This window comes from Ligilactobacillus salivarius (assembly GCF_035231985.1).
Taxonomy (GTDB): Bacteria; Bacillota; Bacilli; order Lactobacillales; family Lactobacillaceae; genus Ligilactobacillus; species Ligilactobacillus salivarius.
Genome location: NZ_CP117983.1, coordinates 563,430 through 581,584, shown reverse-complemented (window position 1 = coordinate 581,584; position 18,155 = coordinate 563,430). Strand labels below are relative to the sequence as shown.

Here is an 18,155-nt window from a genome sequence, read left to right as displayed (position 1 = left end):
TTTATTATTTAGACTTAATTTGTTTCCTTCATTTTTTCAAGTTTTTCAGGAGTTAAATATACGTCCCTAGGTTTAGACCCCTTTGCAGACGAAATGTATTGTTTACTTTCCAAATCATCAATAATTTTTGCAGCTCTATTATAGCCTATTGAAAATACTCTTTGAAGCTTAGATATAGAAATCCCATCTTCATTAACGATATATTCTAAAATTTCAGGTATTAGATCATCTTCATTTTCAGTCTGTGTCTCTATAACTTTTAACTTATCTGGATTAAAAGCATATGTCGGAGTTCCTTGTTCTCGGATAAAGTCTGTAATCTTTTCTATTTCATCCTCAACGTACGTTCCTTGAATACGTCTTGCTTGACTTTCACCATTTCCTAAATACAACATGTCTCCTCTACCAAGTAATCTTTCTGCTCCAGACGAATCTAGAATCGTCCTTGAATCAACTTGACTAGATACCATAAAAGCAATTCTAGTAGGTATATTACTTTTAATAACACCAGTTATAACATCTACACTTGGACGTTGCGTTGCAATTATCATATGTATCCCCGCTGCACGCGCTTTTTGTGTAATTCTTATAATATAATCTTGAACTTCAGAAGAAGCGACCATCATTAAATCTGCCAACTCATCTATAACGATGACAATATATGGCATTTTTAATCCATAATCTCCGTTTTCTTCAGCTTTTTCATTGTACGATTCTATATTTTTAGCTCCTGCAGCCGCTAAACGTTCAAATCGTTCTTCCATTTCATTAACTGCCCATTTTAATGATGCCGTAGCTGCTTGAGGATCAGATACAACAGGGGCCAATAAGTGTGGAATATCATGATATGGAGCCATTTCAACAGCTTTAGGATCAATCAGTAGCAGTTTTAGCTCTGCCGGTGTTGCTTTATATAATAAAGATACTAACATACTATTGATAAATACTGATTTCCCCGAACCTGTTGCCCCCGCAATCAGACCATGTGGCATTTTAGCTATATTTGTAACTTGGGGTTGTCCAAATAAGTCTACACCTAATGCTACAGTTAAAGGTGAGGTTGCTTCTTTGAAGACTTTAGAATTTAAGACTTCTGATAACATAACTGGACGTGACTTTTTATTTGGTATCTCAATTCCCACACTTCGTTTTCCGGGAATTGGTGCTTCTATTCTAATATCTTTAGCTGCTAAAGCTAATTTTAAGTCATCTGTCAAATTTGTAATTTTATTAACTTTAACTCCCCTATTTAACGTTACTTCAAATTGAGTAACTGTTGGGCCAATAGTCCAATTAGTAACTTCAGCTTTAACATGAAAAGCCTCTAAGGTCTCATTTAGAATATCTACTTCTTGTAACACCCATTCATCCATCTCATCTTCATCATTAATTACAGGATCTGGTAGTAATGACATTTCCGGGAATTTATACATTAAATTTTCCTTATTGTCACCTTTTTGCGACTGATTAAATAAGGATAAGTGACTTTGCATATCATTCTTTTCTTGTTGCATAATTTCATCTAAAGAACGATCTAATGCTTTCTTCTTAGGAGCATTATCATCTTGCTGCTTAAGTTCTACAGTTTTTTCAATTTCTTCATGATGATAATTTCTAGCTGTTTCGTAAGGAATTACTGTATCCATACTATTGTCGTCACTTTCTTCTGAAGAAATAGTATCAATATCATTTTGTTCCATAGAATCTTCTGAAACTTCTATCTCGTTACTATTTATATCTTCTGTCTCCTCATTTCCTTGATTCTCTTCATCATCAGTAGGCTCGCTAATTTCTTGTTCTTTATTAACTTTAATATTGTCATCAGCATTGTCATCATTTATTTCTTCAGTTAACTTACTATCTGCTGGTGTTTCTAATTCATCTTCAGGTAATTCATTTTTATCTTCAATTTGTTGGAGATTATTTTCTTCAAAGATATTATCATCTACAATATCTTTAGACTCTTGAAAATCATCCGTGAATAACCATAAATTATTAAATTTTAATCTCAATTTTGCTACTAACTTACTATATTTTTCTTTGTCATTCTTGTTAGTAAACTTAATAGATGAAGGTGGTACATATGTAGGGCGAAATGAACGTGTTCTATAACTGTCCAAAGTTGTGCTTGTTCGCACAAAAGCTCTTTGACGTCTAATATTTCTTCCTTCAAATTTATGACTAGCTTTCTTAAAAGAAGATGTAGAAGAAACATTTGAACTTTTTTTTGCACTATTTTCATCTATATTACTTGATCGACCTTGTCTACGAAAAAAAGCTGGTCCATCATAATGTTCCATTCTATCTCATCCTATCTAAATTCTTTATTTTCCTATAAAAAATAGGCTAATATTTCAAAATAAATTTGAGTACTAGCCCATTCTATCATATTATTACGCTTTATTTGTAAATAATTCTGCACCTTTTACAAAATTAAACTCTTTTCCTACTTCAAAAGCATCGGTTTCAGGTAAAACCAAAATTCCTCTCTTTTGTGGTGCATTAGGTAACTCTAATTCTCTAGCAGAACAAATCATTCCCATACTTTCTACACCACGTAATTTTCCAGGAAAAATCATAGCACCATTTGGCATCATTGCTCCTACTTTAGCCACTACAACCTTTTGTCCTTCGTCTATATTTGGAGCGCCACATACAATTTGCAATTCTTGATCATTATCAACTTTTACTTTGGTAATATGTAAGTGATCAGAATCAGGATGTTCTTTCATACTTTCTACGTACCCTACAACAAATTTTGGATTAGCATCTAAAATTAATTCTGGATCAAAATCATTTTCTTCAAGTAATTTATTCAACTTATCCACTTGTTCTTGATTTAATTTTTCCTCTCCATGTCCTTGTAGGTCCGCCAACACAGTTGAAATACCAAAAAAGTTATATCCTAATGTTGTATTACTTTCAGCGTCAAAAATTCTTACAACATTTCCCTTTTTTTCTGATTTTTGTTGGATTGTATCAGGTCTTAGAACAACAACCAATACATCACCTATACTTTTAGGATTATAACTAGCAATAAACATCTGATTCTTTTCTCCTTTATTAAAATTTTAGATCGCTTTTAAGAAATTTTCTACTTCTTTCTTAGTCTTTCTATCTTTATTTACAAAACGATCTACTTCTTTTCCATCTTCATAAACAATGAAGCTTGGAATTCCATATACATCTAATTCTTGACATAAATCAATATTTTCGTCTCTATCAACTTGAATAAAGTTAAAATCTGAAAATTCTTCTTCAATTTCAGGCATAGCTGGTTTTATAAAACGACAATCAGGACACCAATCAGCTGTGAAAAATAGTACGTATTTTCCCTCTGCTAATTTTTCTTCTAGTTCTTGTTTATTCATTTTTGCCAATTGTTCCATTACAGACACTTCCTTACTTTTTGTAATTAATTATGCCTTAATTATAACTTAAAAAAATAATAAGTAAAATATATTGCTTATTCATCAAATATTTGATATTACTATAGTTAGTTTGAAAGGATTGATGACTGTGAAAAAACTGAACTTACAATTGCTTTTTGCTCTGCTTATTGTCCTTTGTCCGTTATTTTTGCTCATCTTCTATTTAAAAAGGAAGTATATCAAAAATAGCGAGATTGTCTTATCAAAGATAAGAGACGAATTTTCCAAACAATATATAGTCAAAGATTCCTGGATCCACGTATATCCTCGTCAAAATTATCAATTTAATCAACCATTAACTTATGCTGGTGGTGTAAAATGTATTGATCCTTCAGGAAAAACCATTAATTATACCTTTACTGCAGATGCAAAAACCGGAAAAATTATTGATTCACATATTATCTACTTAGAAATGGGCTTCTAATTTAAAAATTGGTTGCCCTTTTTTACTAAATTTTTCCTCATATTCTGTCATTACATTATCTTCAGCCTCAGGAGATGAATGTAAGTCCAACCAAACTCCGTCAAATTTCATTCCAAAATTATTCATGCTAACTAAAGAATATTCAAACAATCCTTGGTTATCAGTTTTAAATTCAATATGTCCATTTGAATCTAATACCTCTTTATATTGTTCGAGAAAAGTTTTGTAAGTCAATCTTCTTTTAGTTTGACGTTTCTTAGGCCAAGGATCAGAGAAATTCAAATAGATACCTGCAATTTCACCTTTTTCAAAATATTCTCCTAAGCCACTACCATTAGCACATATTAACTGAAGATTAGGTAGTTTCTCTTCTAACTGTTTCTTCAAGGCAATTCCTACAGCAACTGTCTGTAATTCTAATCCAATGTAATTCTTTTCTGGATTCTTTTTGGCCATTTCAACAATAAAACGACCTTTCCCCATTCCTATTTCGACAAAAATTGGATTATTATTTTGAAAACGTGTGTGCCATTTTCCTTTTAATTTTGTTGGTTCTGTTACTACAAAATCTGGATTTTCTTCAATCAAAGGCTTAGCCCAGGGTTTATTTCTTAATCGCAATACTAGTCCTCCTACAAAAAATAAAAGATAGAGGGGTTAATGTACTAACTTCCTCTATCTCAACAATTCTACATTTTAAAAATTAAGTTCATTAATTAATTCTGATATTTTTAATATGTCTTGGTTCATTTCTGTGAAACGACCACGTTGATGATAGTATTTAACATCGAGCAATAAATTTATCAATGAATACCAGTAAATTCGATACCATAAATCTCTATTCACTTCTAAACCATACTGACGTAACCATTGCTCCCAATTTTTACGTGGGACATATTGACACATTAACATACTAAGATCACTAGCTGGATCAGCAATTCTAGCTGATTCCCAATCCACTAAATAAAGCTTTTCTTTATCTGACAACAACCAGTTTTTATGATTTAAATCTCCATGACATACTTCATAAAAGTCAGACTTTAAATCAGGCTGATTAGCCTTTAGATAATTTGCTACTTTATTCAATAACGGATGCTGATTTAAATCATCAGGAAGTCCTTCAAAGTATTTTCTCACTAAATCAATTGGCGTAACTACTTTCCCACCAACTTGAATTAACATTTTTTTAAGTACAGGAGTATGGTGAACTTTATATAATAAATCAGATACCGATTTTTGTCCCATTTCACTTCTATATAAAGATCTACCATTTAACCACTCTTGAGCAGTCAAAGTATCACCTGTTGAAATCCTCTTCGTCCATATTAGTCTAGGTGCTATTTCTTCCAAAGACAATGCTGCTAAAAAAGGAGAGGTATTTCGTTTTAAAAATACTTTTTGATCACTTTTTATTCCCATATATGCTGTATCTGTGTCACCACCGATTGGGAGGATTTGCCATCCATTTTCTAAATTAAGATTCATAATGACTTACTCCTCGCATTTAGTGCTAACTAAACTAAGTCTACAAATATATCTATTAAGTGTCAAGATTTTTCTAACCTTAAATTTACATATCCATAAACAAACAGGATGCTTTCGACTAATACAAGGGCAAGGAAGGCTCCTGAGAGTAGTATATTTTGGATAGCGATATATACGGCTATGGTTGCTAGGAAGGCATTGATTATCAATAAAGCTAATAAGATACTTTTGAATTCTTTACCTTTACTGTTGGTTTCAAGTGGATATAGATGTACGAATACATTATCGTCAAAGTACTTGTATAGTGGTAACATTTGGAAGCCGATTAAGTAGATGAACAACATTCCTATTACCAGGCTAAGCCAGAATTTAGGGATAAAGAGTAGGACAATGAACTCGATAACGGTTAAGCGTATATACAGGCCACTATATTCACCATTTCGGATGATTGCCCTAATGAATAGGTAGCCATATACGTTTTTAAACTTAGGTATGAGCCAGTCTAGGTACTTTCTACGCTTAGCTTTCTTCTTTACTTGGGGAACATCTGTAAATAGGTTGAAGAAACTGTATTTTCTCATCAGTCTTAGTTTTTCTACGTCTATCAAATAATTCCACTGAATGATTTTATTTTTAGGCAATGATTTCAAATACAGAATTAGTCCAACGGTAATCCCCAATGCGAAATATATGGATACATACAAGCCAAGCATATAAACGATTAAAGGTACCACATAATTAAGGATAAGACTATATTTGCCTGCTTGATACTTTGCTTCAAAGGCTCGGATAAAGAATAAGTTTACTTGGGCAACCTTTAAAGCTACCTGACTTAATAATAGGATTATGCTTTCTACTAAGTTTAAATGGACACCGTAGTAAATGAAAGGCAGTAAAACGATCCAGACAACGATTTGAATAACGCTGTTTGATACCCAAGCTCGCTTTTGTGCTTTCATCAAATACTCTCTCATACCCTTTTCTTGTGGCAAAAGGAACACTTTATCAGGCTCATCAATTAATGTCCCTACCTTTCCAAATTGCAACATCACAAGTAAGACAATGATTACTACCGGCTTGGCCCATGGGTACGATAGATCTACATTTAAGGACTTTATGAAATTAGAGTATGTGTAGCTTATTCCACCCAGTAAAAAGAGTAACGCAATTACAAAATGATCGTTGAATACATAGCGATAGTACTTGATCATTCTCTTTAGATACAGGTTTAATCGCTTCTTCCATAGATTATTCATTGGCCTTTTCCCCTTTAGTCAAACTCAAATAAATCTCAGAAAGAGAAGCATCTTGCTTATTAAATTGAGCTCGTAATTCTTCTAATGTCCCACTTGCCTTCAATTCTCCATGATTAATCATTACAAATCGATCGCAGTACTCTTGGGCCGTTCCTAGTACGTGCGTAGACATTAACACAGCTGATCCTTTCTTTTTAACGTCATCTATGAGCTTTAATAGATCATCTGTAGCCAATGGATCCAATCCCAAAAACGGCTCATCAATAATAAAGAGCTTAGCCTTAGTAATGAAGGCACACACGATCATTACCTTTTGTTTCATACCCTTTGAAAAGTTGGCCGGAAACCAGTCCAATTTATTCTGTAACCTAAATATTTCCAATAGCTCATTGGCCCTTTTCCAAGCTTCATCTTTATCTAAATTATATGCCAGTATCGTCAACTCTATATGTTCCTTTAACGTTAATTCATCATATAAAATGGGCGTTTCCGGAATATAAGCAATCTTACTCTTGTATGCTTGTGCATCTTCATCAATAGTTATTCCATCTATCTCAATTGAACCTTTCATAGCATGTAATAACCCTATAATATGATTAATTGTCGTTGACTTTCCAGCACCATTCAGACCAATCAAGCCCACCAATTCGCCATTATCAACACTAAAATCAATCCCTTTCAACACTGGTATTTGGGAATAACCACCTACTAAATTCTTAACCTTTAAAGTCATTTTACATTCCTTCTATTTCTTAATTTAATATCATCTTAGCAGCAGTTAAAAATTATGTCTAGTAATCGCCTAATAGGTGTATAATTGTAGATAGATTAACTTGAAAGAAGGTAGAAATTTATGGAAGATTGCATTTTTTGTAAAATCATTGCTGGTGAAATTCCTAGCACAAAAGTCTATGAAGATGATGAAGTATTAGCTTTCCTAGACATTTCACAAGTTACTCCTGGACATACTTTGGTAGTTCCAAAAAAACATGTAGCTAATATTTATGAATACGATACAGATTTAGCTGCTAAGGTTTTTAGTCGTATTCCAATGCTTGCCAGAGCTATTAAAAATTCTAATCCTAATATTTTAGGTCTTAACATCCTTAATAATAACGGTGAAGTTGCTTATCAATCTGTGTTCCATTCACATATACATTTGATTCCTCGTTATAGTAAAAAAGAAGGATTCGGCCTTAGATTTGATGATAATTCTTCAAAATATGATAGTAAAAAACTTCAAGAAATTGCTAATCAAATTTCTTCTAAGGTTGAGAAATAATCTATGAAAAAAAGAAAACTTATTATTCCAATTACTCTAGGTGTTGTTGGATTAGCTTATTACAATAGAAAAGCTCTTAAAAATGAATTTCTTATCTATAAAGATTACTATAAAAACTTATCTAAAGAACTTTCACAAGTTTCTTTTGCTTCAAAGAAAGTCTTGTTTAATGTAATGCAACTATTAGATCAGGTTAGTGAATCCTCAGATACTATTGAAAATTTATTAACTGAAATTGACACTTTTTCTCAAGAAGTCAATAAAACTTTAGATAGTCTTTGATTTTTAGACTTTTTCTTTTATTTTTTTGTAAGATTTAGTTTTTTTTACTATCATTTCAATATCTATGGTATAGTTATTATCGTTAATTTAAATTAATTGAATGGATGTGTATATTTATCATGAAAAAGAAATGGTTAGTTGCCATATCTGGTATTGTTTTAACTTTCGGTCTTGCTGCTTGTTCAAAGACAGTAGCTACAACATCTGGCGGAAAGATTACTGAAAGTGAATACTATAGTAGTATGAAGAAAACTTCTTCTGGTAAGCAAGTTCTTCAACAAATGATCTTAAATAAAGTTCTTGAAAAAGAATATGGTTCAAAAGTTTCTGATAAAAAAGTTAATGAACAATATAATACTTACAAAAAACAATATGGTTCTTCTTTTGATTCTGTTTTAGCACAAAATGACATGACTAAATCTAGTTTCAAACAAGAAATTCGTTCTAACTTACTTTTAAAAGAAGCTGTAAAAGATAATACAAAAATCACCAATAAACAATTAAAAGCTCAATGGAAAGAATATGAGCCTAAAGTTACAGTAGCTCATATTTTAGTATCAAAGAAAAGTACTGCTGAAGACATCATTAATAAATTAAAAGAAGATGGAAGTTACGCTAACTTTAAGAAATTAGCTAAGAAGTATTCTACTGACTCTTCTACTAAGAACGATGGTGGTAAATTAGCTGCTTTTGACAACACAGATACTTCATTAGATAGTACTTTTAAGAAAGCTGCTTTTGGATTAAAGCAAGGATCATTTACAACTGAACCTGTAAAAACAGAATATGGTTACCATGTAATTTATTCTATTAAGAATCCTGGCAAAGGTAAAATGTCAGATCATACTTCTAAATTAAAATCACAAATCATCGATTCTAAGATGAGTGATTCTACAACTCTACAAACAGTTGTATCTAAGGTTCTAAAGAAGGGTAATGTATCTATTAAAGATAAAGATTTACAAAATATTTTATCTAGCTACTTAGGTAGTTCTTCTAGTTCTAAATAGAACAAAAGGCACAAGTCAATTTCGACTATGTGCCTTTTTATTTTCTAATAAAATAATATCTACTTGATATCTTTATTCTTTAGGTTTGTAGAAATTACGACCATCAAGACCAAAAATACGCTCAGAAAATTCACCAAATTCTGTATGACTTAACGAACTCTTCATCATTTGAATCGATGCATCAAGTTGATCGATTTGATGTAATACTTCAGCTTCCATAATATGTGGTCTGACCGGTGACCCATATTCTAACAAACCATGGTGTGATAATATCATATGCCTTAGCAAAATTACTTCTTCGCTATTATAATCTATCTGCAATATCTCACACGCTTTTACAATTTCTTCGTCAACAATTACAATATGCCCTATCATGTTACCTTCTAGTGTATATTTAGTCGCTATCGGTCCAGATAATTCTTTTACTTTCCCCAAGTCATGAAGAAGAACTCCTGCATATAACAATGACTCATTTAATACATCATATTCCTTGGCAATTGCTTTGGCTAACCTCAACATAGATACTGTATGAAATGCTAATCCTCCAGAAAAAGCATGGTGATTTTTCTTAGCCGCAGGAAATGAAAAGAAACTATCATGATATTTATTTAGCAAATATCTCACTATTCTATTCCATTTAGGATTAGTAATTTCAAAAAATGTATTGTTAATTTCTTCTTCAATTTTTTTAATTGATTCTGGTGCAGTTTGTAAATAATATTCAGGTTTGTTAGGTTCATTTCCTGTAGCAATTCTTAAATTAAATATCTTAATTTGCGGATTATCTTGATAATTCTCTCTTTTTCCTTTTAATCTGACAACTTTTCCTTCTTTAAATTCTTCGATTTCTTTTTCAGTTGCATTCCAGAATTTAGCACTTATTTCACCTGATTTATCAGCAAAATTAAAGGCAATAAACTTTTTTCCATTTTTCGCTACTCTTACTTCAGCACTTTTAATCAAAACAAAAATATCCATATTTTCATTTATTGAAAAATCTAATAACTTTTTTTCTTCCATTCCTACTTTTCCTCACACTTTGTTTCTCTAAAACTTATTTTAAAATAAAAACTCCCAGTTAAGCAACTCTGTGCTTCCATGGGAGTTAAATCTTAACCTTCTATATCATATACTTCACTTAAAGGTTTAAAAATTATCTTATTCAAATCATCAATCAAAACACTGATGGCACGTTCTTTTTCCATCAATTCCATCATTAGTGGATATTGAGAAGCTTCTTGACTAATTTCTTGTAATGATTTCATCACTTTTTCGTCAAGCGTTCCTTGCATTTGTTGTTCTTGTAAAGTTTTTTGTGCTTCTCTTAATTTCTTATAAACTGCAAAAGTAGCATCATCTGCCTTAACTTTAGCAACAACTGCTTGCAAATCTTTGTATTCTTGTGATTCACGTAAATCTTTTTCTAATTGATTAGCTGTATCATAAACATTTATCATAATAATTCCTCCAAAATCTTTATATTCTTATTTTAACATATATTCTTATTGTCCAAACCATTCTTGTAATTTTTGTTTTCCTTGATCAAACAAAGATGAAGCCTTACTTCCCCAATCAGATGCTGATTTAGAGAATGAATCATCTAATGTTTCACCTGCTTTTCTAAATGTATCCCATACATTTGATGAACTTGAAGAAGCTCCACTTTCTTGGGCTACCATAGTTGAAGCTGGCTTAACAGTAAATGTATTTCCAGCAGTATGAGGCAAAATACCTTCCATTTCATTCTTAAATAGACTCGCTCCACCTCTAATGCCTTCTTCACTTAACGAATACTTAGTAGAATCAAAGCCTACCCAAGTTGCTACTACTACATCAGGTGTATATCCTATATACCAATGATCATTTTCATTTGAACTATTAGATGCTGTTAAACTTTCGGTAGAACCAGTTTTCCCAGCAATCGTATATCCACTTGGACTAGCAGATTGACCTGTTCCACCTGTCCTATATACATCCATCATCATACTAGTCATCTCATTGGCAATTTTTTTAGTCATTATTTTTTTAGAATCATTCTCTGTATTATCCACAATCACTTTGCCCTGTGCATCGACTATCTTTGTAATAAAATGTGCAGTATATAATTTTCCTCCATTTGCAAAGGCTGTATAAGCATTGGCCATTTGATAAGGTGAAACTCCCTTCTTCAAGCCACCTAATGCTAAACTTAGATTTTCGTCATCTGAAGTTAACTTTATTCCAAATTTTTCGACAGACTTATAACCTTTAGAAACTCCAATTTTATTTAATAGCCATACAGCAGAAGTATTTTTACTTTCAGCTAGGGCCTGGTACATAGGAATTTCTCCAGAGTACACGTCATTCCAGTTATGAGGCTCATACTTATCTTTACCATATGCCTTTAATTCATCTTTTACATCAGTATCATAATGATATCCCGACTGAAGAGCTGGAGTATATACAGCTAAAGGTTTTATCGTTGATCCTGGCGATCTTACTAATTGTGTACCACGATTATACCCTCTAAATACATGAGTTCCTTCTCTTCCACCTACAACTGCAGCTACACCCCCATTTTGAGGATTAATAGCAATAGATGCCCCTTGTGCTTTAGTTCCATCTTCTGCATTATATGGGAATAAACTACTGTCAGCAAAATCATCTTGCATTTCATTTTGATAATTTTGATTCAAGGATGTATATATTTTATATCCTCTATTCATAATATCTGTTTCGCTTAACCCATACCTATTCATCGCCTCGTTAATAACTGCATCAAAATAATATGGATATCTATAACTAGATGTATATTGATAGCTATCATTTGTTGTCATTGGAGTTGCTTGATACTGACTAACTTGTTCTGCGCTTAACTTTTTATTATCCTCCATCAATCCCAAAACTACATTTCTTCTATCTCTTGAAGTTTGGGGATGATCTATTGGATTATAAGCTGTTGGACTCTTTAACATACCTGCTAAGGTAGCTGCTTGTGGCACACTTAATTCACTAGCATGTACACCAAAATATTTCTCAGCTGCATCCTCTACTCCCCAAACACCATTTCCAAAATAAGCGTTATTTAAATACATCGCTAAAATATCTTTCTTTGAATAATCATTCTCTACCTGCATAGCAATAAATATCTCTTTAATTTTTCTTGAAAATGTCTGTTCTTGAGAAAGAAATGCATTTTTTACAAGTTGTTGCGTTAGTGTACTACCACCGCCACTTATATAATCTCTGTGTAAAATCTTGTTTTTAGCATATAAAAGAGCAGCTCTTCCAATACCAGTAATAGAGAAACCGTACTCATGGTAGAAATTACGATCTTCTGTAGATAAGACAGCATTTTGAACATTATCAGATATCTTATCAAGAGGTACCCATGTCCCTTTTTGTGAATATAATGCTCCTGCTTTTTGTCCTTTATAATCATAAATCTCAGTAGAGGTTTGTAATGCTGATTTTAACCCTCTAACATTTGTCTTTTTGGCTAAAAAAACCCCATAGCTACTAATTAAGAAAAATATACTTAAAAAGACTATTGTTAACCATCGCCATCCTTGATATCTTGTCCATTTTTTCTTAAACCAAGAACCAAGAATTCTAGAATTGGCTAAAAAGTCATCTTTTATCTTTTCAAAAAAATCTTTTATCTTCATTCATTAACTTCCTTGTCAATAAAATTACTCAGTATATTCTATCACAATTATGTATCTATTTACTCATCTAAGCCTATCTTCATAGGAAATTTTTAAATTCTTCAATTGCTTTGTTAGCTATTCTCATATTTCTTTCTTTCTGGAGAAGAACTCTTTTTTGTCTTAATTCTTTTATTTTTTTGTTAACTGTTACACGTGTAGTACCTAATATTTTAGATAATTTCTCTTGATTTAATGATCGGGGTAATTCATAATGTCCATGCTTATCTTTCTCATCTATAAATATTGCATATAGTCTACATGTCCTATCTAATGCTTCTAGTTTATTACGATTACCAATTTCTTGAGATAAACTCTTTAAAAAATCCAGTTCCTCAATAATATCATCCCAAACTAGATTACAAAATTCTTTACCTGCTCTAACTAATTTCTCCATAACATCATGTTTAATAACCAATACAGTCGCTATTTTAGAAGCAACTGTTACTCTTTCACAACATAGCTCTTCATTTTGACTAAAATTAGGAAAAAATTTCCCCCTACCTTTATAAAAAGGAACCTCCCTATCACCATATAACTTTGTAATTTCAATATTCCCATTTATTAAATAGTAATAATGTGTACGATCATCAACTTCATTGTAAATCGTTTCTGCATACTTGAATTTTTTTATACGACAAGTTCTTGCTAAAATCTCCTGTTCTTCATTACTTAAAGTAAATTCTTTTTTTATTATACTTCTCATAATTCCTCCCTAAATTTAATATTTTCTATATATAGTACCTAATTATTTACTCCATTTGTATACTTTACTCTTAATTCTCATTATTAATTAATTATTTTACAAAAAATTTTGCAATATTATTTTTACAATTTAATTTTCTTGCTTTTTTTGATATGCTTAATTTAGTCATTTTCAGAAAGGATGGGAATTTTGCTTAATTTTTGGTTGGAATCTAATATCATTACTAAAAAAGTTAGTACTGATACTAATATTTTCAAAAAGTATATCGATAACTTTAATTGGGATGAATTATTTTCTAAATTTATAACAACAACTATTTTGTTATTGTTAGTTTCGTTGCTATTTTATATTTTTCATTATATTGGTAAGAAAATTATCAAACGAGCTTTTAAAAAAAATCGTTTAGTTGAGTCACTGTCTTCTGGAAGAATTAATACAGCTTACACGTTATCGCAAAATATCTTCCATTATTTTATTTTGTTTTTCTATTTTTATGCAGTATTATCTTTGCTAGGAATTCCAATAGGTTCTTTAATTGCTGGTGCTGGAATCATGGGTGTTGCAATAGGTTTAGGTGCTCAAGGATTTGTTACCGATGTGGTTACTGGATTTTTTATTCTTTTAGAACAACAATTTACAGTTGGTGATGATGTTAAGATTGGGAATATTTCTGGAAAGGTAGCAGCTTTTGGTTTAAGAACGACACAAATTCTTGACTATGATGGTACCCTACATTACATACCTAATCGAAGCATCACAATTGTTAGCAATCTTTCACGTAATGATATGCGAGCCCAAATTGATATCCATGTTAAGCCTAACCAAGACTTTGATAAAATTAAAACTGTTATACAAAATGTAAACAAATCCTTAACTCCCAAATTTGATGATATTACCAAAAAACCACAAATTTTAGGTGTAGTTGAAACTCCAAATGGTCTTGTTTACAGAGTAATTATTTTTACTAAAAATGGTGCCCAAGCTCCTGTTCAAAGGGCATTTCTCGCAAAATATTTAGAGGCTTTAAAACAAGCTGGTTTAGAGATGCCCATTTCTCCTATTAATCTATCAGCTAAGTAATCAATTATATATAGCAAATACCCCGTAATTATTAGATAAAAATCTAAGTAACTACGGGGTATATTTTTATGAATGAAAGACACATTCAAAATGCATCTATTTATTTAAGCTTTCTTGTCTATTTTTAAGATAACCTGTGATTGCATTTACACCTAACATAATCGATTCTTCTTTAGGTGCTAAATATTCAGAATGTAGAGAATAAGGACTATCTACTCCTAACCAAAACATTGTTCCTGGAATTTTTGAAATTAAATAGCCAAAGTCTTCTCCCGTCATCGCAGGTAATGTTTCAACAAAATCTACATCATCTTCATTTTTCATATAATTAATGAAAGCTTCTGTTGTGTTATCATCATTTTCAACAGGATAATATCCACCTTGATGTAAATCGATTTCCAATTCACAATCGAAACTATGTGCTATTCCTTCAGCAATTGTACGTACACGCTTTTGAATAAGCAAATTATTTTCTTGAGTTAAAGCTCTGATTGTCCCATCTATTTGACAAACACCAGAAATTACATTTCCTGTTGTTCCTGCAGAAAAATGACCTAAAGTAACTACACCTGATTGAATCGGATCGACATTTCTACTTACAATAGTTTGAATTTGGTTAACGAATTGAGCTCCTGCAACTACCATATCATTAGCTTGATGTGGATATGCAGCATGCCCACTTTTACCAATAAATTTCACATGTATTTCACATGTACCTGCAAACAAAGTACCTTTACGACAACCAATTGTACCAGCAGGAAGTTGTGGATTATCATGTAATGCATAGATTTCATCTGGCATCCATTCGTCTAATTCACCACTTTGATAAAGTTTCATTCCACCGCTTGCATTTTCTTCCGCAGGTTGGAAAATAAATGTCATATTATATTTAGGACGATGACTAGCAAAATAACTTAATACACCTAAAGCAACCGTCATATGAATATCGTGTCCACATGCATGCATTCTCCCCTCATGCTTTGATGAAAATGGCAAACCTGTTTTTTCCTCAACTGGTAATCCATCAATATCAGTTCTATAACCTATGGTATAATTCTTATTTTCACCATTAAGATGAACCAAGATAGCTGTCTTCCATCTTTTTATCTCTAAATTCTCTTGTGGTAAGCCGTTAATTATTTTTAACAAATAATCAGAAGTTTCATATTCCTCCAAACCGATTTCTGGTATTTGATGAAGATCTCTTCGGATTTTTATTAATTCATTTTCTTGTAAAGTCATAATTACACCCTTTATCTATTTTAATCATACTCATTATACTCTAATATAACCAGATTAAATAGCCCTATAAACAAAAAACATGTGAAACAATTTATATTTCACATGCTCTTTATTAATTATAATTTACGTAAATCATCAACAATTTCAGTTTTAGAATCATCCACTTGGGAAACATCTTTAACTTTCTTAGCAGGCATTCCCATAACTACAGTGTAAGGTTCTACATCTTTAGTGACAACAGCGCCAGCACCTACCACTGCACCTTTACCAACACGTACACCTTCAAGGACTACTGCATTAGCTCCGATTAAAACATCATCTTCAATTACAACTGGTTGTGCAGAAGGTGGTTCTACCACACCTGCTAACACTGTTCCAGCACCGATATGACAGTTCTTGCCGACAATCGCACGGCCACCTAAAACAGCTCCCATATCTATCATTGAGCCTTCGCCTATTTCAGCGCCAATGTTGATTACAGCCCCCATCATAACAACAGCATTATCACCAATTTCAACTTGGTCACGGATAATTGCACCTGGTTCAATTCTCGCATTGAATTTCTTTTTATCTACCATCGCTACCCCAGTATTTCGACCATCATTTTCTAGATGATAACTTTCAATAGAGGAATCCTTCAAGATAGGTTCTACATCTGCCCAATCACCAAACATAACACCAACATTGTCAGTAAAATATGTTTCAACATTTGAAGGTACGTTTAAAGAATTTAAATCTCCCTTTACATAAACCTTAACTGGTGTCTTCTTTTTTGATTCAGCTATTGTTCTAATAATATCATGAGCGTCAAGTTTTGCCATTATTTTTCCTCCTTATTAGGCCTAATTATTTAGGTTCAGTTACATAAAAATTATCAAATTCATGTGATAAATAATTCATACTTTTCAATAATTCTCTTCTGGTAACAATACCCAAAAAACGATTATCATCATCTACAACAACTAAAAAAGGTTGATTAACTAAGCGATGCAATATCTCCTCACAATCAGCTGTCGGTTTTATTGTTTCTACCTCTGTCTGCATAACATCTTTAACTTGTTTTTTTGAAAGACATCTTGCATCGATTCCTTTTAATCCTAACATTTCTTCAGTTATCATAGATAATGAAAGTAATCCTTTAAATTTTTGATTATGATCTAAAACAGGAATTTTAGCATATCTCACCTTAGTCAATACCATAAAAGCATGATCTAAATGATTTTCTTCTTGAACATTTGCTACAATATCAGCTGGAATTAAAAAATCCTCACTGTTTCTCATTAACATTTGTTCAATTGGTTGTGACATCATATGTAATTTCCTCCTTTAATCACTAATAATATTCTAGTGTATTGTTTGAATATATTGCAACCAAAAATACTATTTTCACAAACTTTTTTGATTTTTGAAAATTATTACTCTAATTTTCAAGTTGCTTATTGACATAGCTTTAATCACTCATTATTATAATATGAGTATTAATATTACTTACATACATATAACATATATCTTTAGGAGGATAATATGGATTTTCCATTATTTACACGATTAGCTGCAGAATTTTTTGGAACTGCAATTATGCTTATGTTAGGTAACGGATCTGTAGCTGACGTTGAATTAAAAGGAACTAAAGGCTACCATAGTGGTTGGATTACAATCTCCATCGGTTATGGTTTTGCTGTTTTGGTTCCAGCTTTGATGTTTGGTAGTGTTTCTGGGGGACAATTTAACCCTGCTATGACTTTAGGTTTAGCTATCAATGGAGCATTTCCATGGAATGAAGCATTTTTATACATATTAGCACAATTCTTAGGTGCCATCGCTGGCCAATTGGTCGTAGTTGCTTGTTTCTACCCTCACTACGATATTACTGAAGACCCTGAAAGTATTTTGGGAACATTCTCAACTATTTCTGCAACAAATAGTCGTTTCAATGGTTTTGTTAACGAATTCTTTGGAACATTTACTTTAGTTTTTGGCGCTCTAGCAATTACTCATACTTCATTCTTTGAACATGGTAACCAAGGTGCTGGATACATAGGTATCGGTTTACTAGTTATGGTTTTAGTTACTTCATTCGGTGGACCTACTGGACCTGCTTTAAACCCTGCTCGTGACTTGGGTCCTCGTATCGTTCATGCATTACTTCCATTAAAACATAAAGGTTCTTCTCAATGGGATTATGCATGGGTTCCAGTATTAGCACCTATTTGCGCTGCTGTTTCAGGCGTTTTAATTTATAATATTATTTTTGGACTTTAATGTCTGAAC

At 32.0% G+C, this 18,155-nt stretch carries 20 protein-coding genes; 6 read left to right on the top strand and 14 right to left on the bottom strand.

What is annotated here, in order from left to right; translation table 11 throughout:
* Positions 1-14: 14 nt before the first annotated feature.
* The 3 genes from PTA89_RS02770 to PTA89_RS02760 form a co-directional block, all read right to left on the bottom strand.
* A complete protein-coding gene (locus PTA89_RS02770) occupies positions 15-2,300 on the bottom strand; it encodes a DNA translocase FtsK (RefSeq protein WP_273779322.1) in 2,286 nt (761 codons plus the stop codon).
* 93 nt (positions 2,301-2,393) lie between these two features.
* Entirely contained in the window at positions 2,394-3,044 is a 651-nt protein-coding gene (gene ytpR, locus PTA89_RS02765) for a YtpR family tRNA-binding protein (protein ID WP_003705886.1), read from the bottom strand.
* A 27-nt stretch (positions 3,045-3,071) separates the two neighbouring features.
* The gene (locus PTA89_RS02760) at positions 3,072-3,389 is read right to left on the bottom strand and encodes a thioredoxin family protein (protein ID WP_003705885.1); all 318 of its coding nucleotides are present in this window, start codon (positions 3,387-3,389) and stop codon (positions 3,072-3,074) included.
* Positions 3,390-3,513: 124 nt separating this feature from the next.
* Here PTA89_RS02760 and PTA89_RS02755 point away from each other — a divergent pair, with 124 nt between their 5' ends.
* A complete protein-coding gene (locus PTA89_RS02755; RefSeq protein ID WP_273779480.1) occupies positions 3,514-3,855 on the top strand; it encodes a hypothetical protein in 342 nt (113 codons plus the stop codon).
* Here the strand turns inward: PTA89_RS02755 and trmB are convergent.
* The 4 genes from trmB to PTA89_RS02735 form a co-directional block, all read right to left on the bottom strand.
* Complete coding sequence (gene trmB, locus PTA89_RS02750; protein WP_003709822.1) at positions 3,838-4,476, bottom strand: tRNA (guanosine(46)-N7)-methyltransferase TrmB; 639 nt, start codon at positions 4,474-4,476, stop codon at positions 3,838-3,840. The two genes, PTA89_RS02755 and trmB, sit on opposite strands and share 18 nt — an antisense overlap.
* A gap of 75 nt (positions 4,477-4,551) precedes the next feature.
* Positions 4,552-5,340: a phosphotransferase family protein gene (locus PTA89_RS02745; RefSeq protein WP_003699765.1), complete on the bottom strand. Its 789-nt coding sequence runs from the start codon at positions 5,338-5,340 to the stop codon at positions 4,552-4,554.
* Positions 5,341-5,402: 62 nt separating this feature from the next.
* Complete coding sequence (locus tag PTA89_RS02740; RefSeq protein WP_324177376.1) at positions 5,403-6,596, bottom strand: ABC transporter permease; 1,194 nt, start codon at positions 6,594-6,596, stop codon at positions 5,403-5,405.
* A complete protein-coding gene (locus tag PTA89_RS02735; protein WP_324177375.1) occupies positions 6,589-7,329 on the bottom strand; it encodes an ABC transporter ATP-binding protein in 741 nt (246 codons plus the stop codon). Before PTA89_RS02735 ends, PTA89_RS02740 begins: the two co-directional genes overlap by 8 nt.
* 120 nt (positions 7,330-7,449) lie before the next feature.
* On the opposite strand from PTA89_RS02735, the gene PTA89_RS02730 reads away from it, so the two are divergent.
* The 3 genes from PTA89_RS02730 to PTA89_RS02720 all read left to right on the top strand — a co-directional run bounded on the left by PTA89_RS02730 (position 7,450) and on the right by PTA89_RS02720 (position 9,170).
* On the top strand, positions 7,450-7,878 hold the full coding sequence (locus PTA89_RS02730) for an HIT family protein (protein ID WP_081509359.1): 429 nt from the start codon (positions 7,450-7,452) through the stop codon (positions 7,876-7,878).
* A 3-nt stretch (positions 7,879-7,881) separates the two neighbouring features.
* Complete coding sequence (locus PTA89_RS02725; protein ID WP_324177374.1) at positions 7,882-8,160, top strand: hypothetical protein; 279 nt, start codon at positions 7,882-7,884, stop codon at positions 8,158-8,160.
* Between the two features lie 119 nt (positions 8,161-8,279).
* Positions 8,280-9,170, top strand: coding sequence for a peptidylprolyl isomerase PrsA (locus tag PTA89_RS02720; protein WP_324177373.1), 891 nt, complete (start codon positions 8,280-8,282; stop codon positions 9,168-9,170).
* Positions 9,171-9,242: 72 nt separating this feature from the next.
* Here PTA89_RS02720 and PTA89_RS02715 read toward each other — a convergent pair whose 3' ends face one another.
* From PTA89_RS02715 to PTA89_RS02700, 4 genes are all read right to left on the bottom strand, one after another.
* Positions 9,243-10,190 (bottom strand): 3'-5' exoribonuclease YhaM family protein, encoded by a 948-nt coding sequence (locus PTA89_RS02715; RefSeq protein WP_324177372.1) that lies wholly within the window; start codon positions 10,188-10,190, stop codon positions 9,243-9,245.
* A 92-nt stretch (positions 10,191-10,282) separates the two neighbouring features.
* On the bottom strand, positions 10,283-10,627 hold the full coding sequence (locus PTA89_RS02710; RefSeq protein WP_003699755.1) for a YlbF family regulator: 345 nt from the start codon (positions 10,625-10,627) through the stop codon (positions 10,283-10,285).
* A 45-nt stretch (positions 10,628-10,672) separates the two neighbouring features.
* The gene (locus PTA89_RS02705; protein ID WP_324177371.1) at positions 10,673-12,817 is read right to left on the bottom strand and encodes a PBP1A family penicillin-binding protein; all 2,145 of its coding nucleotides are present in this window, start codon (positions 12,815-12,817) and stop codon (positions 10,673-10,675) included.
* Positions 12,818-12,896: 79 nt separating this feature from the next.
* Positions 12,897-13,562 (bottom strand): Crp/Fnr family transcriptional regulator, encoded by a 666-nt coding sequence (locus PTA89_RS02700; RefSeq protein ID WP_324177370.1) that lies wholly within the window; start codon positions 13,560-13,562, stop codon positions 12,897-12,899.
* A 180-nt stretch (positions 13,563-13,742) separates the two neighbouring features.
* On the opposite strand from PTA89_RS02700, the gene PTA89_RS02695 reads away from it, so the two are divergent.
* The gene (locus PTA89_RS02695; RefSeq protein WP_324177369.1) at positions 13,743-14,642 is read left to right on the top strand and encodes a mechanosensitive ion channel family protein; all 900 of its coding nucleotides are present in this window, start codon (positions 13,743-13,745) and stop codon (positions 14,640-14,642) included.
* A gap of 96 nt (positions 14,643-14,738) precedes the next feature.
* Here the strand turns inward: PTA89_RS02695 and PTA89_RS02690 are convergent, their stop codons facing one another.
* The 3 genes from PTA89_RS02690 to cbpB form a co-directional block, all read right to left on the bottom strand.
* The gene (locus tag PTA89_RS02690) at positions 14,739-15,884 is read right to left on the bottom strand and encodes an N-acetyldiaminopimelate deacetylase (protein ID WP_003705865.1); all 1,146 of its coding nucleotides are present in this window, start codon (positions 15,882-15,884) and stop codon (positions 14,739-14,741) included.
* Between the two features lie 116 nt (positions 15,885-16,000).
* On the bottom strand, positions 16,001-16,705 hold the full coding sequence (gene dapD / locus PTA89_RS02685; protein WP_003705863.1) for a 2,3,4,5-tetrahydropyridine-2,6-dicarboxylate N-acetyltransferase: 705 nt from the start codon (positions 16,703-16,705) through the stop codon (positions 16,001-16,003).
* Between the two features lie 25 nt (positions 16,706-16,730).
* Positions 16,731-17,195, bottom strand: a complete 465-nt coding sequence (gene cbpB / locus PTA89_RS02680) for a cyclic-di-AMP-binding protein CbpB (RefSeq protein ID WP_003705862.1) — start codon at positions 17,193-17,195, stop codon at positions 16,731-16,733.
* Between the two features lie 213 nt (positions 17,196-17,408).
* Between cbpB and PTA89_RS02675 the strand changes: the two genes are divergently transcribed.
* The gene (locus tag PTA89_RS02675) at positions 17,409-18,146 is read left to right on the top strand and encodes an MIP/aquaporin family protein (RefSeq protein ID WP_003699748.1); all 738 of its coding nucleotides are present in this window, start codon (positions 17,409-17,411) and stop codon (positions 18,144-18,146) included.
* The last annotated feature ends 9 nt before the right edge of the window (positions 18,147-18,155 follow it).